Raw genomic sequence first — 17,893 nt, forward strand, 5'->3', positions numbered from 1 at the left:
CCCCGCGCGCCCCGCCCCCCCCCTTTCCCCCCCCGGGGGGCGCCCCCCCCCCCGCCCGGGCGCCCCGGCCCCCCCCCCCCGCGGGGCCCCGCCCCCCCCCCCCGCCCCGCGCCCCCGCCCCGCGTCCGCGTGCTCAGCCCACCGGCACCCGCTCGGCCCCGGGCCGGGCCGCCCGGTGTTCCCCGTCGCGCCCGCGCGGCCGCAGCGGCCACCACAGGGAGCGGCCCAGCAGCGCGGCCAGCGCGGGCACCAGCACGACCGACAGGACGAAGGCGGAGAGCAGGATCCCGACCGCCGTCGCGAAACCGGTCTGCTGCGTACCGGGGTGCGGGCTGACGGCCAGGCTGCCGAAGGAGGCGGCCAGCACCAGCCCGGCCGTCGCGACGGCCGGGGCGGTGTGCCGCACGGCGCGGGCCACCGCGGCCCGGGCCGTACCCGGCCGTTCCATCTCCTCCCTGATCCGGTCGCTGACGAGGATGTTGTAGTCGGTGCCCAGCGCCACCACGAACAGGAACAGCACCAGCGGGAGCGTGAAGTCCACGCCCGGCCGCCCCAGCCCGTGCTGGAAGACCAGCGTCGAGGCGCCGAGCGTGGCCGCGAAGCCGAGGCCGACCGAGAGCATCAGCACCACCGGTGCGAGCACGCTCCGCAGCAGCACCAGGAGGATGACGGCGATCAGCACCGCCGCCACCGGGAAGATCACCTTCAGGTCCTCGTCGACGGCCACCGCGATGTCCGCGAACACCGACGCCGTGCCGCCGACATGGGCCTCGGTCCCGGCGGGCCGATGCGCGCGGACCGTCTCGCGGACCGGTCCGGAGACCAGGTCGCGGGCCTTCTGTTCGCCGGATCCGCTGGTCAGTAGCAGGTCGATGCGGGCCGCCCGGCCGTTCTCGCTCACCACGGTCGGGGCGACCTGCCCCACCCCGGGCACCCGGGCGAGCGCCCCGGCCAGCCCGGCCACCCGTGCGGCGCCCAGCGGGGCGCCGTCCGTGGCGGTGACGAACACGCTCGTCGGGTCCGAGACGCCGGCGGGCAGCGAACGGGATATCTCCGCGGCGGTCTCGACGGCGGCGGTCCGCTCGCCGTCCGCGCCGGACTGCCCGTAGTCCATCCGCAGCCCGGCCAGGCCCGCCGTCAGCGCGCCGAGCAGTGCCAGCGAGGCCAGGACCAGCGCCACGGGACGCCGGGCCGTGAGCGCGCCGAGCCGGCCCGCCACCCCCTCCCGCGGTGCCCGGTCGAGGGACTTCGACGGCCAGAACATCTTGCGGCCGGTCACGGCCAGCAGGGCGGGCATCAGCGTCAGGCTGCCGAACAGCATCACCAGGACGGACACCGCGATGGCCGGCCCCAGCACCCGGAACTGGCCGAAGGAGGCGATCCCGAGGGTGGCGAACGCGGCGACGATGGTCAGCGCCGCCGAGGTGACGGCCGTCCCCACCCGGCCCGCGACCTGCGCGGCGGCCTCGCGCCCCGGCTGCCCGGGGTGCCGGCGCAGGTGCTCGCGGAAGCGGAACAGCAGGAAGAGGAAGTAGTCGATCCCGATGCCCATCAGCACCACGTTGATCAGACCGGGGGTGGAGGGGGCCAGCCGGATGCCCGTCGCCATCGCCGCCAGGATCACCGATCCGGCCGCCGCGCCCCCGATGACCGCCATCGCGAGCAGCGGCAGCAGCGCGGCGAACACGCTGCGGAACACCAGGACGTGGAGCAGTACGATCAGCCCCATGACCAGGGCGCCGACGACCGTCGAGCGGGTCTCCCCGGCGTCGGCCGTGTCCACCGTCGCGGCCAGCCCGCCGGTGAACCCGGTCCGCAGTCCCGCCTCCCGGAAGGCGGTCCGGGCCTGGTCCCGGAACTCCTTGTAGGTGCGCTGCACCCCGGGGTCCTGCGGATTGCCCTTCAGCTCGACCGACAGCAGCCGGAAGGTCCGGTCGGGCGCGGTCATGCCCGCCCCGATCCGCGGCACCTGGGAGTGGTCCTGAACGAAGGGCGGATCGTCCTCGGTCCTCGGCATGACGATCCGGCGCTGCGCCAGCCGTGCGGACACCGCCTCCACCGCGCGCTCGTCGGACGCGCCGAGCGCGGCGCCGTCCGTACGCGCCACCAGCACCGTCAGCGGGTCGGAGTCGGGCCGGGCGCCGAAGTTCTCCTCGGAGATGCGCAGCGCGGCCGCCGAATCGTAGGAGGCGGGCAGGAAGCCGTCGTTGCCGGGCTGGGTGGCGCGGAAGACGAACACCTGGCCCAGGATCGTCAGCCCGACGCCGAGCACCGCCCAGAGGGCGATCACCTTCCACGCGTTCCTCGTCGAGCATCCCGTCAGGGCGCGGATCACTGTTCTCCTCCGTCTGTCCGTTGCGTCGGGCCGGGTGTCCGGCCCTCATCCAGGACATCAGCGCCCGGGCCCGCGAACGTCCCGGTGAAGAACGAGTTCGCGGCCGGGACCACGGTCCGGGAAGGGTCCCCGACCAGGACTCCGGTCCTGGTCGGGGACCCTCCCCACGGTCACGGCCGACGCCCGCGCGCGGTGTGAGAATGGAGCGACGAGGGCCGCCGCGCGGCGGCCCGTGGGGGGAAGGCCGGGACGATGAGCACGCGCGCCGACGGACTCTGGACGCGCAACGACGCCCTGGTGGCGGTCGGTGCGGCGGCCGTGGACCTCACGGGCTTCGCCCTCGACACCCAGTTCGAGGGCGCTCCGCTGGAAGTCACCGCGGCGTTCCTCGTGACCGCCTCGGCGCTGGCCCTGCTCGCCCGGCGCCGCCACCCGGTCCTGGCGCTGGCCGCCGTCCTGGTCCTGGTCGCCGTCGCCAACCTGACCTGCGCGGTCTCACCGCACTTCGGGCTGGCCCCGGTGGTCGCCCTGTACTCGGTCGCTGTGGCCTGCCGGCCCGCCGTGGTGACCGCCGCCGCCCTCGTGACGCCGCCGCTGGCCACCCTGGGCCAGGGCGGACTGCCGTTCGGCTCGGCCCTGAACGTCCTCGCCAACGCGGGGGCCACCCTCCTCGTGGTCGCCACCGGCCTGGTGGTCAAGCGCTGGCAGCGGGAGACCGAGGCCAACCGGATCCTGCTCGCCGACCGGGCCGTCGCCGAGGAACGCCGCCGCATCGCGCGGGAACTGCACGACATCGTGGCCCACCACATCACCACCATGCAGCTGATGGCCGGCGGCGCCCGGGCCAACCTCGACCACGACCGCGAGGCCGCCCGCGAGGCCCTGGTCACCCTGGAGGGATCCGGCCGGATGGCGCTCGGCGAGATGCGGCAGCTGCTGGACGTGCTGCGCGCGGGGGAGGAGCCGGAGACGGCCCCGCCCGCACCGCAGCCCGGCGCGGCGGACCTGGAACGCATCGTCGCGGAGTCCCGGCTCGCCGGCATGGAGACGCGGTTCACGGTGCACGGCCCGGTCCGGCCACTGCCGCCCACCGTCGGCCTGACCGTGTTCCGGGTCGTGCAGGAGGCCCTGACCAACGCCCGCAAGCACGCCGGGAACGCCCGGGCCCACGTACGGCTGACGTACCGCCCGCACGAGGTGGCCGTGGAGGTGCGCGACGACGGGCCGGGCAGCGGAGCGGCGGGCGGGCCGGCCTCCGCGCGGCCCGCCGGGCCCGCCGGATACGGTCTGATCGGAATGCGTGAACGCGTCGCCCTCCAGGGCGGCACCCTGGAGGCCGCCCCCCTCGACGAGGGCGGCTTCCGGGTCGCGGCCCGCCTCCCCGTCGCAGCGGGGGCCGGCGCCGCCCGAGGAGAGGAATCCCCCCGATGATCCGCGTGCTCATCGCCGACGACCAGCCGCTGGTCCGGCGCGGCCTGGCCCTGATCCTCGCCCCCCACCCGGACGTCGAGGTCGTCGGCGAGGCCGGGAACGGCGCCGAGGCCGTGGAGCTCGCCGGGCGGCTGGACCCCGACGTGGTCGTCATGGACATCCGGATGCCGGTCCTCGACGGGGTCCAGGCCACCGCGGAACTGGCCCGCACCAGCCCGCGGTCCCGGGTGCTCGCGCTGAGCACCTTCGACATGGACGAGTACGTGGTCGCCGCCCTGCGCGCGGGCGCCCACGGCTTCCTGCCCAAGGACATCTCCCCCGAGGAGCTGATCGCCGCCGTCCACACCGTCCACACCGGGGAGGCGGCCGTCGCGCCGCGCCTGCTGACCCGGCTGATCTCCACCTACGTACGGGCCTCCCCGCGCGAGCCCCGGCCCGCGCCCCGCGCCCCGTCCGCCGGACTCACCCCGCGCGAGCTGGAGATCTGGCGGCTGCTGGCGGGCGGGCTGGACAACGCCGAGATAGCCGCCGAACTGGACATCAGCGTCTCCACGGTCAAGAACCACATCACCGGCATCTTCAACAAGCTGGGCGTGCGCGACCGGGCGCAGGCCGTCATCGCCGCCTACGAATCGGGGCTGGTCGAGGCCGACCGGAGGAGCACTTGATCACCAAGTGCCCGGCGACGACCGGATTGGGCCTGGTGGAACTCTCTCTGACCAGCCAGAACCCTGGATGATTCGCCCGTGCGGAGAGGGCCCCCGGCGTGGCACAGTGCCTGGAGTACAACCGCCGGACCAGGGAGCCGCCATGCGTGATCCGCACCCCATGCCGCCGACGCTCGCAGCCCGCTGCGAGTGCCGCGACGCGCGGCCGGGTCCGCTGCCCTCCTGTCCGGCGTGCGGGACGGAGCCCGAGCGGATCTCCTGGCGCCAGCGCCCGGGCGAACCGGTGGTCCTCGTCTTCGACCCCTGCGGACACCGCCACGACTCACCCGCCCCGCCCGTCCTGGCCGTCACCCCGCCGGCCGCGTACCCCCGCGGATGAGGGGCGCCCGGCGCGGCCTCGGGACGTCGCGGCGGTCTCCCGGGCCCGCCCGTCTCAGGGGGCGGGGACCGGGCCCCGCATGTGCGCGCTGACCCACTGGATCAGCGCCCCGTCGTGCATGCCGGGGACGTAGGTACGGGCGTTGTGCCCGCCGCCCTCGTCGATGTGGAGCCGCGTCTTCACGGGCCCGCTCCCGTACTGCGCGATGAACTTCTCGATCTGCGGCCGGCACCGGATGTCGCTGCCCTTCGTACCGACCTGGAACGCGAGGTAGACCTCGGGCCCGTTCCGGTCGATGAGCCGCTGCGCGAGCCACGGCGGGCTGTTCTCCAGCTTCTCCCGCGGATGCCCCTGCCACAGGCGCGAGTCCGGCAGGAGGTCCGGACCCCCGGCGATCACCGCCTTGAACCGGTCCGGCTTCTGCAGCACCGCCTTCAGCCCGGCGAAGCCACCGGTGGAACTGCCCATGAACGCCCACCCGTCACGCGACTTGATGGTCCGGAAGGCGGACCGCACCAGATCGGGCACGTCCTCCGTCAGCCAGGTCCCCATCCTCGGCTGGCCGGGGATGTCGCTCCCGTCCCAGTACAGGCCCTCCTTCCCGTCCGTCTGCGGGTTGAGGACCGGCATGGCCAGGATGAACGGCAGGCTGCTGCCGTCCTTCGACCAGCGGGCGATGCTCGCCTCCAGCTTGAGGTTGCGGTCCATCCAGTAGTTGACGGGGAACCCCGGACCGCCCGGCAGCGCGATCAGCACCGGGAACCCGCTGCGGGCGTAGCGCGGTTCCGCGTACTGAGGCGGCAGCCACAGCCACACCTTGCCGGTGAAGCCGGACTTCCGCCCGGCCCAGGTGGTCACCAGGACCTTGCTGCCGTCCTCCGGGATCGTCGCGGCGATCCTCAGCTCCGGCACGGGCCCGGTGGGCAGTTGGGTCTGCGCGTCCACCGGCGCGCCCCGCGCCGGGCCCGGCCCCGGGTCGATCCGTACGGTCCGCCCCGTGTCGGAGGGGGCTCCGGAGCCCGTGAGCACGCCGCTCGCCACCGCCCCCGTGAGGGCCAGCGCCACCGCGCCCCCGATCCAGCGGCCGCGGCGCGGGCGCGCGCGGCGGTGTCCTGCGCCGACCGTGTCGTTCACGCCAGCAGTATGTCCCTTTCCGCCTGAAGAGGACCTGTGGCAGGCCGGTGACCGGGACCTCGTATCCTGCAACGGAGCTCGGCCCCGAGCAGTTCCGAAGGGCCGTGCCGCGCTCCGCGCGCGGGCACGGCGGGAGAGGGAGACCCCTGATGGACGTGCAGCACTTCGAGCGGATCACCGCGTTCATCGAGGCGCGGCTGACCCCGCTGTTCGACGCGGAGACCGGGAGTGAGCGCGGTTTCGCGATGGACGACACCTCCCGGGCGCTGCGCGCGCTGCGCAACAGCGTGCTGGAGGCGTCCGCGGTGAAGGGGCTCATCGAGAAGCGGGAGACGGCCGACCAGCGGATGCGCAACGTCATCGACCAGTCGGTGGAGCACCACTGGGACGTGCTGCGCGGCATCGCCCGCCAGTGGGAGGACCACACGGACTTCCGCCGGGAGTTCAAGCGCCACGCGTGGGAGCTCGACGGCGCCCCCGCCTCCGCGTGAGCCCGGGCGGGCGGGCCCGGCGGCGATGTCCGGCGCCCGCCCGCGTCACCGGCTGGGAGCCCCGCCGATCAGGTAGTCGACCCGGCGCCGCAGTACGCTCCAGCGCCGGTCGTGGTGGTAGGCCCGCTTCAGGCTCCGGGCACGTGCCTTGGGCCGGCGCCGGTAGAAGCGCCGGGCCCAGGGCGAGGCCGGCCGGGCCAGCCGGACGGCGGCGAACAGGGCGATCAGCGGGACGATCATGCCGAGCACGGCCATCCGCGGTTTGCCCTTGAAGAGGGCGACGACGGCCACCATCAGGTTGACCACCACCGTCGCCATGACGGTCAGCCGGCTCTGCTCCTCGTCCGGCGTCAGCCCGTCCACGCCGAGCGGCAGGAACCCGCACAGCAGCAGGGACGCCAGCGCCGAGGTGAGGATCACGACCTCGACGCTGATGGTCCCCTCCTTGCTCCAGTAGACGTCGCTCAGGTGCAGGATCAGCGCGAACTCGTCGAGCACCAGGCCGGTGCCCATCCCGAACAGTGCGGCCGCGAGGCAGGTGCCCCAACCCGAGCGGCCGCCCGCGATGGCGGTGAAGCCGCCCAGGGTCATGAGGATCACCCCGGGCACGGCGTGGTGCACGTGCAGACCGCCCGGGGTGACGTTGCGGAAGGGCCCCTTCCCGGCGCGGATCATCCGGGTGATCACCCGGGTCACGGCGAAGGTCAGGACGAACGCGGACAGGGCCAGCAGCAGCGGGAGTTTCCCCGGCTCCAGGATGTTGCGGTACCACCATGCGCCCATGGCGTCACCCTCCCGGCCCCGGCGCCCCCGCGCACCGCGGGCACCGCCGTTCGGGCGCCCCGCCCCCACCGCGCCCATGGCCCCGACCGCCGGCGGCGCATCCGTCAGGTGCTTGATCTGGAGCGGCAGGGCGATCATCGCGGGAGCCCCGGGCAACGCATTTTCTCCCCGGACGGGCGAATACCTGGCCTCGCGCGTGGGAGCCGCCGCCCGGCGTGGCACCCATGGTGCATGCCGACGGTGTCACCGCTCCTGCGTACGGTCGCGTCCTACGCGTGGCGCCTGCTGGTCGTGGGCGCCGCCGTCTACGCGGTCTTCGTCTTGCTGGGCCGCTTCCACGAGGTCACCGTGGCGCTCTTCCTCGGCCTGGTCATCACCGCCCTGCTCAATCCGCCCGCCCGGCTGCTCACCCGCTGGGTGCCCCGGCCGCTCGCGGTCGCGGTCAGCCTGATCGGCAGTGCGGTGGTGCTGCTGGGCGTGCTCGCCCTGGTCGGGGAGGCGGTGGCGGGGGAGAGCGGGAGCCTGGTCCGCGAGTTCCGCCAGGGCCTGTCGAGCATCCAGCGGTGGCTGGCGCGGCCGCCCTTCCGGCTGGACTCGCACGTGCTCGCCGACCTCCAGTCGAAGGTGGGCGACTACGTCTCCAGCCACCGCTCCACCCTGCTGAGCACGGCGGTCACCGGAGCCGGGCAGCTCGTGCAGGTGCTCACCGTCCTCGCGCTCGCCGTGTTCTCCTCCGTGTTCTTCCTGCACGGCGGAGACCGCCAGTGGGCCTGGTTCTGCGCCCAGCTGCCGCCGGGCGCACGGGAACGCGTGGCCGTCGGCGGGCGGGCGGCCTGGCGCACGTTCACCGGCTACACCCACGGGATCGTGCTCGTCGCGGCCACGAACGCGGTGCTCGTCGGGGTGGCCCTCTACTTCCTGGGGGTCCCGCTGGCCGTCCCGCTGGCGATGCTGGAGTTCGTCGCGGCCTTCATCCCCCTCATCGGCTCGCCGGTCGCGCTCGCGGTGGCCGCGGTGGTCGCGCTCGCGGCCAAGGGACCGGTCATCGCGGCCGTCGTGGTCGCGCTGATCGTGGTCATCGGCCAGATCGAGGGGCACCTGCTGCACCCGCTGGTGATGAGCTGGGCGGTACGGCTGCACCCGCTGGTGGTGGCCGTCTCGGTGGTCGCGGGCGCCATCGCGGCCGGAGTGGTCGGCGCGGTGGTCGCCGTCCCGCTCGTGTCGGTGATCTGGTCGGTCCGGACCGCGCTGCGCTCCCCGGCCCCCGTGCCGCCGCCGCCCGCGCCGCCCGCCGCAGGGTCGTCGTGATCCTCCGGCCCGACTACCGTGGACGTGGGGGGCGACGTGGGAAGGCGGTTGCCATGGCAGAGCACACGGCCCCGGCAGGGGCGGCCCGCGAGCTGGAGGACGGCCGGCTGCTCAGGGAGCTGGAGACCATCCACCGCACGCGCCACGAGACGCTGCTGCACGGGTCGGACGAAGCCCTGGCCACGCACACCCAGCGGCTGAGGGAACTGGAGGAGGAGTACCTCCGGCGTCATCCGCAGCGCGCCACCGCCGCCGGCCGTACCCGCTCCGGCGCCCGGGCCCGCACGGCCGGCGACGGCTGAACCCAGGGCTGAACCCAAGGCTGAACCGAAGGCCCCGCGACGTCCCTCCCGGCGCGCGGGGCCGCCGCACGACTGGTCCGCCCCGCGAATGCGCGGGGCGGCACCGCATTTCTGCCCGTGGGCACCGCGCCGAAACCCGGTCGGCCGGGCGGCCGGGCCCGGGCCGAGCCATGCGAAGAGAGGAAAAACACGTCTCAGGTGAGCCTGCTTTGCGTCTGATGAGACAGATCTGTATCATCCGAGGCGAAGGAGGCTCATCCCCATGCGTGAAGAAGAACTGCTCGACGCCGCGGCCCGCGTCCTCGCCGGCGATCACAGCGCCTCGACGGTGCAGATCGCCGCGGGCCTCGGCATCAGCCGCGCGACGCTCAGCCGCCGGTACGCCACCCGCGAGGCGCTGCTGAAGGCCGTCGCCGCCCGGTCGATCGAGGTCGTCGACGGCTGCCTCGCCCCCGCCGACCTGCCCGGGGCGAGTGCCGACGGCCCCTCCTTCGACGCGGCGCTGGAAGACCTCGTGGTCGCCCTGCTGCCCGCCGCCCACCTGTACGGGTTCACCTCGCGCGACGCCACCGTCCTCGCCGACCCCGCCTTCCGGGCCGGACTGGAGCGCCAGGACCAGCGCGCCCTCGCCTTCCTCGCCCTCGGCCAGCGGCTGGGGCGGCTGCGCACGGACCTCCCGCCGTACTGGATCTGGTACTCCCTGTGGGGCCTGCTCGACGCCGCCGCCGAAGGCGTCCGCGACGGCCATCTGGCACCCCGCGAGATCGGCCGCCTCGTCCTGACGTCCTTCCTCGGGGGAGCGCGCCCCCCCTGGCCGCCGCCGGCTCCGGCCCCCGCAGCCTGATCAGCCGCCCCGGGCGGCACCCCGTGCGCACACCCGAACGGAATCCCATGCACACCCCCACGCTGGACCCGCGTCGCTGGACCGTCCTGGCGATCCTCTCCGGCAGCCTCCTGCTCATCTCGATGGACACCACGATCCTCAACGTGGCCTTCCCCTCGCTCGTCGCCGACCTCCAGCCCGGCGCCGTCCAGCAGCTGTGGATCATCGACGTCTACGCGCTGGCCCTGTCCGGCCTCCTCGTCACCGCCGGCGCCCTCGGCGACCGCTGGGGCCGCAAGCGGCTGCTCCTCACCGGCTTCGCGATCTTCTCCGTGGCCTCGCTGATCGCCGTGTTCTCCACCGAGGCCTGGCACGTCATCGCGGCCCGCGCCCTGCTCGGCGTGGGCGGCGCGGCCATCATGCCGGCCACCCTGTCGATCCTGCGCAGCGTCTTCACCGACGCCAGGGAACGCGCCTTCGCCCTCGCCGTGTGGGCCGCCGTCTTCGGCGGCGGCATGGCCTTCGGCCCCGTCGTCGGCGGCCTCCTCGTCCAGGACTACGGCTGGCACTCCGCCTTCCTCCTCAACCTCCCCGTCGCCGCCGTGATCGTCGCGGCCGGCCTGCGCTACCTGCCCGAATCCCGCAACCCGGGCGCTACGGGACGCTGGGACTGGGCGGGCGTCGGCCAGTCCGTCGTCGGCATGCTCGCCCTCGCGGGCGGCATCAAGGAACTCGGCAAGGCCGGCATCGGCGACCCCCTGCCGTGGGCCCTGCTCGCCGTGGCCCTCGTCGCGCTCACCGTGTTCGTCCGCCGTCAGCTGCGCGTGGACAACCCGCTGCTCCAGGTGCGGCTGTTCGCCAAGCCCGCCTTCAGCGTCGCCGCCACCGCGATCTTCCTGCCGATGGTGGGCATGGGCGCGATCCTCTTCCTCGTCACCCAGTGGTTCCAGTACGGCCAGGGCTACACCCCGCTCGAAGCCGGACTGCGCCTGCTGCCCGCCCCGCTCGCCCTGATCTGCGCCTCGATGGTCGCGCCCACGCTGATGCACCGCTTCCCCATCCGCCACGTGCTCGGCGCCGGGCTCGTCGTCCTGGCGGGCGGCATGGCCCTGCCCTGGACCCTCCAGCAGTTCACCGGCCTCGGCTACCCCGCCTTCGCGGCCGCCCTGACCGTCATGGGGCTGGGCGCGGGCATCGCCACCACCGTGGCCTCCGTGACCCTCATCTCCGCCGCGCCCGCCGACCAGGTCTCCAGCGCCGCCGCCATCGAGGAGACCTGCTACGAGCTGGGCTCCGCCATGGGCGTCGCCATCCTCGGCAGCACCGCCGCCGCGCTCTACCGGGGCAACCTGCCCGCGCTCGACCTGGACGGGGCGTCCGTGAGCGCCGTACGGGACTCCGTGGGCGAGGCGGCGCACACCGCCCAGCAGCTCGGCGGCACCGTGGGCCAGGCCCTCCTGGAGACGGCCTCCCGGGCCTACACCCTGGCGATCACCCCGGCGTTCCTGATGGCCGGAGTCCTGGCCGTCGCCGCCGCGGCGACCACCTGGGCGCTGATCCCGCGCGACCTCCAGCCCACCGAGAACCACTGACCGGTACGCCGTCCCGTACCGCCGCTCCCGGCGCCGCCCTCACCTCGGCGCCGGGAGCGGCGGTGCGTCCGGGGCCGGATCCGGCGCCGCGAAGGGGGCCGCCGGGGGCGGGCCCAGGGTGGTCGTGCCCGGGGCCGCCGCACGGTGGCCGAGCCCGGCGCGGTAGGCGTCGAGCGCCGCCTCGGTGCGGCCCGCCCGCCGCAGCAGATCGCCCAGCAGCCGGCACAGATCGGCCAGATCGCCGGCCGCCCCGCTGCGCTCCAGCAGCGCCAGCGCCCGTACGTAGTGCTCCTCGGCCGCCGCCGTGTCCCCGCGTTCCTGCGCGATCAGCCCCAGCAGCCGGTGCGCGCCGCCCGCGTGCACGGCCCCGGCGTCCACCGACCCCGGCCCCGCGTCCGGGTCCACCAGCGCCGAGACCAGCTCCACCGCCTCCTCGAACCGGCCCAGCCGACGCAGCACATCGGCGAGCTCCACCTCCACCTGCGCGGTGTACAGGGCCGCCCGCCGGGCCGCCAGCATCTCCCGCGCGGTCCGCAGCTCACGCTCGGCCGCCGCCAGCTCCCCGTGCTGCGCCTGGAAGTAGCCGCGCATCCAGTGGCAGTGCGCCAGGTCCGTGCGCATCCGCAGCTGCCGGTACACGGCCTGCGCCTTCGCCAGCGCGGCGTCGGCGTCGGCCGCCCGGCCCTCCGCGAGGAAGGTCCGCGCCACCTGCCGGTGCATCGCCGCCACCAGCACCGGATCCCCGACCCCGGGCGCCAGCGCCAGCGCCACTTCGGCGGCGTGGGCCGCCCGGGCCAGGGCGCCCATGTCGAGGTACGGACTGATCACCGCCGCGTACAGCAGGACCAGCGCCTCGGGATCCCCGAGCCCGCCCGCGTTCAGCGCGTCGATCGCGGACTCCAGCAGGTAGCAGGCGTACCGCAGTTCCCCGCGCAGCAGGTGGGCGACCGCCCGCCCGCGCACGGCCCGCGCCCGGCGCGGCAGCGGCTCCGCGGCCAGCAGCAGCTCCGCCGCCTCGAAGTGACCCGCCGCCCCGGCCGGATCGCCGGACTCCAGGGCGCAGTCGCCGAGCCCGAGCAGTGCCTCCGCCCGCTCGTCGGTCAGGTCCAGCCGCTCGGCCTCGGCCAGCAGCCGCGCGAAGTGCGGGGCGGCCTCCCGCGCCGAGCCGGTGGCGAGGGCGCGCTGGGCGTCGGTCAGGGCCAGGCGCAGCTCGGTGGCCAGGTGCGCCGGGCGCCCGGTGGCCAGCTCCTCGTACGAGGTGCCGAGCCTGCCCGCGAGGAAGCGCAGCGCGGTCTCGGAGGGCCGCACCTTGCCGGCCTCCAGGGTGGAGACGTACGCCGGGGTGTAGCCGGGCTCCGCCAACTGCTTTTGCGTCAGGCCGCGTTGCGCGCGCAGTCGCTGCACCCTGCGGCCGATCTCGGACGGTTCGTCCACGAAGTACCCCCGTTGTGCGCCTGACCGACTCAACTCGTCAGTATCCAGGGGCAATCACCCGTTGCGCAGGTCCCGCGCGCCACCTAACTTAAGCAACCGGTTCAGCGGACTTAACTTCCCGCTTAATCTTCCCGGTCAACTCCTTCTCCAGGCGGAGGACTTCATGAGCCCAGCCGACCGACCGGCCCGCCCGGCCGCCCTGCGCGCGGCACTCGCCGCACTCTGTGCGGGCGCCGCCCTGCTGGCCGCTTCCGCACCCGTGGCGGCGGCCGGTCCACCGCCCCGCCGGAACGCCGCCGTCGAGGTCGAGATACCGGGGCCCGAGTACGGCGGGGAAGCGGGCTCCGGCCACGTCCGGGTGCCCGCGGCCGGTCCCGCCAAGGCCCCGCCCCGTCTCTCCGGAGCCGCCCGGGCCGCCGACGGGCGGGTCACCAAGATGATCGACAACGGGCCCGTCGGGGACCGGCTGGACGTGGTCGTGATCGGCGACGGTTATACGGACGGCGAGCTCGGGCGGTTCCACGACGACGCCCGGGCGAAGTGGGCCGAGGTCACCGCCGTCGAGCCGTACGCGACTTATCGCGACCTCTTCAACGTGTGGACCGTGGACGCCGTTTCCGCCGAGTCCGGGATCTCCGGCGACCCCGGCCCGGACACCGTCCGCGACACCGCGCTCGGCTCGTACTTCTGGTGCGAGTCCATCGAGCGGCTGCTGTGCGTGGACCAGCCCGCCGTGGACGCGTACGTGGCCCGGGCGCCCGCCGCCGACCTGGTCATCGTCCTGGCCAACAGCGCCAAGTACGGCGGCGCCGGATACAACGAACCCAGCGCCACCCTCGGCTACGAGGGCATCTCCACCGCCTCCGCCCGCCATCCCAAGTCCGGGCAGGTCGCCGTCCACGAGACCGGGCACTCCCTCGGCAAACTCGCCGACGAGTACTTCTACCCCGGCGTCCCCGGCTACGAGAAGTACACCGGACCGGAACCGGCCGAGGCCAACACCTCGACGCTCGACGCCGCGGCGCTGGCCGGCCAGCGGGCCAAGTGGTACCGCTGGCTGGGCGAGGAGTCCCCGGACGGCGGGCCCGTCGGAGCGTACGAGGGCGGCGGGTACTACGTCACCGGCCTCTACCGGCCCACCGACAGCTCGATCATGCGCGTCCTGGGCAAACCCTTCAGCCTGCCCGGGGTCGAGGCGATGATCGGCGGGTTCCACCGGCACGCCAACCTCGTCACCCCGCTCACCCCCACCGACCGCACCCTACGGCTGTGGCACACCGCGAAGGCGGCCGTGCCGCGCCTGGCCGCGCCGGACGGACGCCAGTTGACGGTGCGCTGGTACCTCGACGGACGGGAACTGAAGCGGTTCGCCGGCCGCACCGAGGTACGGGTGGCCGAGCTGTGGCTGCTCGACCCGCGCACCCACCGGCTGTCGGTGACCGCCGAGGACCGCACTCCCGCCGTCCGCGATCCGGCCGTCGCCCGCACCCTCACCTCCACGGCCACCTGGAACGTCCGCCTCTGACGTTCCGCACGGTCCGGTCACCGGTCCGCCTTCCGGGAAGGAGGGCCGGGGGCGGGCGCCGGGAGGGCGTCCCACAGGGCGCAGTGGTGGGCGGGGGCGGCCCTGACCGGCCGGATCCCCCGCGCACCGGTGTCCAGGCGCAGCACCGGCGCGGAGCCGGACGGGGTGAACCGGGGCCAGGCCACGGCCCCTTGCCCGTCGGGCGAGCCCGTGCGGGCGAAGCGCGTCCAGTAGCCGGTCATCGCCTCCGACAGCCGCCGCGACGGCTCCTTCGAGGGCACCGGGGCGAAGAGGTACGGCAGTTCGAAGCCGTGCGCGGCGCCGTACGGGAAGTCCGCGAGCTCCGGCAGCCCGCTGGAGTTCGGGGCGCCCCGGTCGGCGAAGAGGTAGCCGTACGTCGGCACGTGCCGGGCCAGCGCCCGGCCGTCGCGCAGCGCCGGACAGGTGAAGGAGGCGTCGGACAGCGCCGCCGCCCAGGCCAGCGCGGCCGTGGGGAAGGCGGCCGGCGGGTACGCGGCCTCCACGGCCGGGGCCGCGCCGCCGAAGGAAGCCGACAGGCGCTCCCGGTAGCCCCGTTCGCCGTCGACCGGGTACGCCGTCAGGGTCTGCGCGAGGAAGAGCCGCATCTCGTCCAGGGTCGTGCCGATTACCACCGGCACCCGGTGGAAGCGGCCCGACTCCAGGGCCCCGCGCGGTTCGAGGGGGAGTGCGGCGCCGCCGTAGGAGAGGGCGGAGAAACCGTTCATCAGCTCGGTCGTCGCCAGCCGGGCCGCGGGCAGGCCGCGCAGGCATTCCAGCACCGTGCCGGACGGCGGCGCGGCGCAGCCGAGCCCGGCCGCCGCCCGGACGCCGTCGGAGACGGTGCGCCGCTCCGGCACGAAGGGTTCGTAGGCGCCGAGCGTCGGCAGCAGGGCGTACGGCGGCATGGTGGTCGAGCAGGAGCCGCTCTGTGCGACCGCCCGGCGGAACAGACCCGCCGACGCGGGGGAGACGAGGTGGGCGCAGACGGCGAGGCCGCCCGCCGACTCCCCGAACACCGTCACCCGGTCCGGGTCCCCGCCGAACCGGGCCGCGTTGGCGCGGACCCAGCGCAGCGCGGCCTGCTGGTCGGCCAGTCCGAAGTCGGGGGCGCCGCCGAGTTCGGGATGGCCGAAGAACCCGAAGACGCCGAGGCGGTAGTTGACGGTGACGGCCACCACGCCGCCGCGCGTGACCAGGGGCTCGGGCCGGTACGAGTCGCCCGCGCCGTTGCGGAAGCCGCCGCCGTGGAACCACACCATGACCGGGCGGCCCCGGCCCGGCCCGGTGGGGGCGGTGACGTTCAGGTACAGGCAGTCCTCGGAGCCGCTGGGCCCGCCCGGCCCGAGCGGCGGCAGCTGGACGCAGCGGGCCCCGGGCGCCCCCGCGTCGAGGATCCCGGCCCGGCGCGGGGCGGCGCGCGGCAGCCGCCAGCGCAGCGGGCCCGTCGGCGGGGCGGCGTACGGGAGGCCCTCGAAGGTCGCGTACGTGCCGTGCGCGCGGCCCCGTACGGGACCCTCGGCGGTGCGCACGACGGGCCGGGGCCCGCCGTCGGTGGCTGCGGCCGGCGGGCCCCACGCGGCGGCGCCCAGCAGGGCCGTCAGGGTCAGCAGCACGGCCCGCTCGCGGCGGGGGCGGTGGCGTGGGGCGGGGCGGAGGGCGGGGCGGGGATCCGGCACGGCGGGCACCTCCTGGACGGGGGGACCCGCCCACTGTGCCCGGCCAGGCGCCCGGGTCCGGGGACGGGCCGGGCGTGTCCGGGCGGCGACTCCGTACGGCCGGGGGAGGTTACCCGTTTGCCCGCCCCGAATGGCGCAGTGCCCGCAGGTGCGGGTGGATGTCACCAAGCGTGCGCTTCCCATGACGCACGATGACCGGCGCGCGATGTGTAGACCCGCGTGTCGGCGAACGGAGCTTTCCATGAACGACCCCAGCACCTTCGCGGTAACGGAACACGCCGAACGCGACGGTCATCACCCCCAACCGAACCCCGACCAGCCCGTCCACGAGCCCGAGGCCCCGGTGTTCACACCGGCCCCGGCCCCTACCCCGGCTGCGGAGCCGACCCCCGCGTGGGCGGCGCCCCCGGAGCCGGCCCCGGCCCCGGCCCAGCCCGTGGGTCAGACCCAGACCCAGCACCAGGCCCCGGGTCACTCCCCGACGCCGGACCAGGCCCCGGCCCGGTCCCTGAGCCCGTCCCCGGCCTCGGGCCGGCCTTCGGGCCGGTCTCCGAGCCAGGATGCGGCCCCGGCCCAGGACCCGCTCCTGGCCCCGTCCCCGAGCCCGGCCTCGGACCCGGCTTCGGCCCACGACCCGGTCCCGGATTCCGTCATGGCCGCGGCCGTGCACCGGAACCCGGTTCCGGAGCGGGTCGGGGTCCCGGTGCCGGCCGGGGGGCAGGCCCTCGCCCCGGTGGTGACCTGGACCCCGGTCGCTGCGCCGGCCTCCGCCCCGGACCACGAGGCGGTGGCAACCCCCGTCGCGGTGTCCACCTTCGCCCCGGGCTCCGGCCCGGCTCCGGGCGTGGCCTGGGCCTCGGCGCCCGTGTCCGCCCCGCCTGCCGCCGGCCCCGCCCTGGGCCCCGCCCCGGCCCCGTCCGTGGAACCGGCCCCGGCCGAGGTACGGGCTGCGGCAGCCGCCCCGGCCCCGGACCCGGTCGCGATGCCGGCCCCCGCCCCCGCCCCGGCCCCGGCCGAGGTCCCGGCAGTGCCAGCGGCCTCCGCCCCGGAGCCCGCGAGCGGCGCCGGCCCCGCCCAGGCGGTGGTGCCGGACGGCGAGGCCCACATGGAGCCGATAAGGACGCTGCTGGAGACGGCCGTCGCCTGCCGGCCCGTCGAGGAGGTCACCGCGCTGGTGAGCCTGCTCAAGCGGACCGGCCGGCACACCGACCCCGGCCACGACGCGCTGCGCGCCGCCGCGGTCTCCCGCCCCCTCCAGGACGTACAGCGGATGGTCGCCCTGCTGGCCGAGCACCCGCAGGAGGAGGCCGAGGCCGGCATCACCCTGCGCGCCGCCGCCATCGGACGGCCCATCGAGGACGTGGCCCTGCTGGCCAGCATCCTCGGCCCCGACGGAGCCACCGACGCAGCTGCTGACGGCGCCCCCGACCGAGCCCCCGACGGAGCCCCCGTCACCGCCCGGTCCGCCGGCCAGGCCCCCGCGCCGCCCCCGCTGCGCGGGCCCGCCCCGGCCGCACCGGCGCCGGCCCCCGCCCGTACCCCGGTGTCCGCACCGGCCCGGGACCGGGGGGCGCTGCGCCACCTGCTGCGCTGGCCCACCGCCTTCGCGCTGCTGCTCTGCGGGACCCTGCACTTCCCGCAGGACCCGGCCGCCCTGGCCGTCCCCGGCACGGGCCAGTGGCTCGCTCCGGCGGCGTCCCTGCTGTGCCTCGCGCTCGGCGCGCTGCTCGCCGTCCGGGACACCCCCGCCGTATGGCGGGCCGTGGCGGTGGGGGCCCTCGCGGTCGTCACGCTGCACGTGGTCGGCGGGATCGTGTTCTTCGATCCCCTGGAGGGCGCCTACGGCGGGGCGTACGCCTGGTCGGGCATCACGGCGGCCGTGTGCGCCGGGGCCGGAGCGGTCCTGGCCGGCGTGGCCCTGAGGTACCGGCCGTCGCGCACCGAGGGGGCGGGCGGCGCCGCCTGACCCCGTACGGCGCAGGGGCCCCGGC

The 17,893-nt window shown here is 75.6% G+C and carries 15 protein-coding genes; 10 read left to right on the plus strand and 5 right to left on the minus strand.

The window, feature by feature from the left end:
* Positions 1–133: 133 nt before the first annotated feature.
* Positions 134–2,290: an MMPL family transporter gene (locus tag ACFYYT_RS35910; protein WP_351830813.1), complete on the minus strand. Its 2,157-nt coding sequence runs from the start codon at positions 2,288–2,290 to the stop codon at positions 134–136.
* Positions 2,291–2,587: 297 nt separating this feature from the next.
* Between ACFYYT_RS35910 and ACFYYT_RS35915 the strand changes: the two genes are divergently transcribed.
* The 3 genes from ACFYYT_RS35915 to ACFYYT_RS35925 all read left to right on the plus strand — a co-directional run bounded on the left by ACFYYT_RS35915 (position 2,588) and on the right by ACFYYT_RS35925 (position 4,813).
* The gene (locus ACFYYT_RS35915; protein ID WP_351830811.1) at positions 2,588–3,766 is read left to right on the plus strand and encodes a histidine kinase; all 1,179 of its coding nucleotides are present in this window, start codon (positions 2,588–2,590) and stop codon (positions 3,764–3,766) included.
* A complete protein-coding gene (locus tag ACFYYT_RS35920; RefSeq protein WP_351830808.1) occupies positions 3,763–4,434 on the plus strand; it encodes a response regulator transcription factor in 672 nt (223 codons plus the stop codon). Before ACFYYT_RS35915 ends, ACFYYT_RS35920 begins: the two co-directional genes overlap by 4 nt.
* A gap of 142 nt (positions 4,435–4,576) precedes the next feature.
* Positions 4,577–4,813, plus strand: a complete 237-nt coding sequence (locus ACFYYT_RS35925; RefSeq protein ID WP_351830806.1) for a hypothetical protein — start codon at positions 4,577–4,579, stop codon at positions 4,811–4,813.
* Between the two features lie 54 nt (positions 4,814–4,867).
* Here ACFYYT_RS35925 and ACFYYT_RS35930 read toward each other — a convergent pair whose 3' ends face one another.
* The gene (locus ACFYYT_RS35930) at positions 4,868–5,947 is read right to left on the minus strand and encodes an alpha/beta hydrolase-fold protein (RefSeq protein WP_351830805.1); all 1,080 of its coding nucleotides are present in this window, start codon (positions 5,945–5,947) and stop codon (positions 4,868–4,870) included.
* Positions 5,948–6,096: 149 nt separating this feature from the next.
* On the opposite strand from ACFYYT_RS35930, the gene ACFYYT_RS35935 reads away from it, so the two are divergent.
* Positions 6,097–6,438 (plus strand): hypothetical protein, encoded by a 342-nt coding sequence (locus ACFYYT_RS35935; RefSeq protein WP_351830804.1) that lies wholly within the window; start codon positions 6,097–6,099, stop codon positions 6,436–6,438.
* A 45-nt stretch (positions 6,439–6,483) separates the two neighbouring features.
* Here the strand turns inward: ACFYYT_RS35935 and ACFYYT_RS35940 are convergent, their stop codons facing one another.
* Positions 6,484–7,221 (minus strand): hypothetical protein, encoded by a 738-nt coding sequence (locus ACFYYT_RS35940; RefSeq protein ID WP_351830815.1) that lies wholly within the window; start codon positions 7,219–7,221, stop codon positions 6,484–6,486.
* Between the two features lie 231 nt (positions 7,222–7,452).
* Here ACFYYT_RS35940 and ACFYYT_RS35945 point away from each other — a divergent pair, with 231 nt between their 5' ends.
* The 4 genes from ACFYYT_RS35945 to ACFYYT_RS35960 all read left to right on the plus strand — a co-directional run bounded on the left by ACFYYT_RS35945 (position 7,453) and on the right by ACFYYT_RS35960 (position 11,246).
* Complete coding sequence (locus ACFYYT_RS35945) at positions 7,453–8,529, plus strand: AI-2E family transporter (RefSeq protein ID WP_351830802.1); 1,077 nt, start codon at positions 7,453–7,455, stop codon at positions 8,527–8,529.
* 53 nt (positions 8,530–8,582) lie between these two features.
* Positions 8,583–8,831, plus strand: a complete 249-nt coding sequence (locus ACFYYT_RS35950) for a DUF6158 family protein (RefSeq protein ID WP_351830799.1) — start codon at positions 8,583–8,585, stop codon at positions 8,829–8,831.
* A 262-nt stretch (positions 8,832–9,093) separates the two neighbouring features.
* Positions 9,094–9,675, plus strand: coding sequence for a TetR/AcrR family transcriptional regulator (locus ACFYYT_RS35955; RefSeq protein ID WP_351830796.1), 582 nt, complete (start codon positions 9,094–9,096; stop codon positions 9,673–9,675).
* A 47-nt stretch (positions 9,676–9,722) separates the two neighbouring features.
* Complete coding sequence (locus ACFYYT_RS35960) at positions 9,723–11,246, plus strand: MFS transporter (RefSeq protein ID WP_351830794.1); 1,524 nt, start codon at positions 9,723–9,725, stop codon at positions 11,244–11,246.
* A 39-nt stretch (positions 11,247–11,285) separates the two neighbouring features.
* On the opposite strand, the gene ACFYYT_RS35965 is transcribed toward ACFYYT_RS35960, so the two are convergent.
* A complete protein-coding gene (locus ACFYYT_RS35965) occupies positions 11,286–12,680 on the minus strand; it encodes a helix-turn-helix domain-containing protein (RefSeq protein ID WP_388610648.1) in 1,395 nt (464 codons plus the stop codon).
* Positions 12,681–12,843: 163 nt separating this feature from the next.
* Between ACFYYT_RS35965 and ACFYYT_RS35970 the strand changes: the two genes are divergently transcribed.
* On the plus strand, positions 12,844–14,205 hold the full coding sequence (locus ACFYYT_RS35970; protein ID WP_351830008.1) for a M64 family metallopeptidase: 1,362 nt from the start codon (positions 12,844–12,846) through the stop codon (positions 14,203–14,205).
* Positions 14,206–14,222: 17 nt separating this feature from the next.
* On the opposite strand, the gene ACFYYT_RS35975 is transcribed toward ACFYYT_RS35970, so the two are convergent.
* Positions 14,223–15,902, minus strand: a complete 1,680-nt coding sequence (locus ACFYYT_RS35975) for a carboxylesterase family protein (protein WP_351830006.1) — start codon at positions 15,900–15,902, stop codon at positions 14,223–14,225.
* Positions 15,903–16,554: 652 nt separating this feature from the next.
* Between ACFYYT_RS35975 and ACFYYT_RS35980 the strand changes: the two genes are divergently transcribed.
* Complete coding sequence (locus ACFYYT_RS35980; protein ID WP_351830003.1) at positions 16,555–17,868, plus strand: hypothetical protein; 1,314 nt, start codon at positions 16,555–16,557, stop codon at positions 17,866–17,868.
* Positions 17,869–17,893: the final 25 nt, after the last annotated feature.

It is taken from the genome of Streptomyces sp. NPDC002032 (assembly GCF_042890765.1).
GTDB lineage: Bacteria > Actinomycetota > Actinomycetes > Streptomycetales > Streptomycetaceae > Streptomyces.

Coding starts and splice junctions, on each gene's coding strand:
- ACFYYT_RS35915 (WP_351830811.1), top strand. CDS start 2,588: ATGAGCACGCGCGCCGACGGACTCTGGACGCGCAACGACGCCCTGGTG.
- ACFYYT_RS35920 (WP_351830808.1), top strand. CDS start 3,763: ATGATCCGCGTGCTCATCGCCGACGACCAGCCGCTGGTCCGGCGCGGC.
- ACFYYT_RS35925 (WP_351830806.1), top strand. CDS start 4,577: ATGCGTGATCCGCACCCCATGCCGCCGACGCTCGCAGCCCGCTGCGAG.
- ACFYYT_RS35935 (WP_351830804.1), top strand. CDS start 6,097: ATGGACGTGCAGCACTTCGAGCGGATCACCGCGTTCATCGAGGCGCGG.
- ACFYYT_RS35940 (WP_351830815.1), bottom strand. CDS start 7,221: ATGGGCGCATGGTGGTACCGCAACATCCTGGAGCCGGGGAAACTCCCG.
- ACFYYT_RS35945 (WP_351830802.1), top strand. CDS start 7,453: ATGCCGACGGTGTCACCGCTCCTGCGTACGGTCGCGTCCTACGCGTGG.
- ACFYYT_RS35950 (WP_351830799.1), top strand. CDS start 8,583: ATGGCAGAGCACACGGCCCCGGCAGGGGCGGCCCGCGAGCTGGAGGAC.
- ACFYYT_RS35955 (WP_351830796.1), top strand. CDS start 9,094: ATGCGTGAAGAAGAACTGCTCGACGCCGCGGCCCGCGTCCTCGCCGGC.
- ACFYYT_RS35960 (WP_351830794.1), top strand. CDS start 9,723: ATGCACACCCCCACGCTGGACCCGCGTCGCTGGACCGTCCTGGCGATC.
- ACFYYT_RS35970 (WP_351830008.1), top strand. CDS start 12,844: ATGAGCCCAGCCGACCGACCGGCCCGCCCGGCCGCCCTGCGCGCGGCA.
- ACFYYT_RS35980 (WP_351830003.1), top strand. CDS start 16,555: ATGGCCGCGGCCGTGCACCGGAACCCGGTTCCGGAGCGGGTCGGGGTC.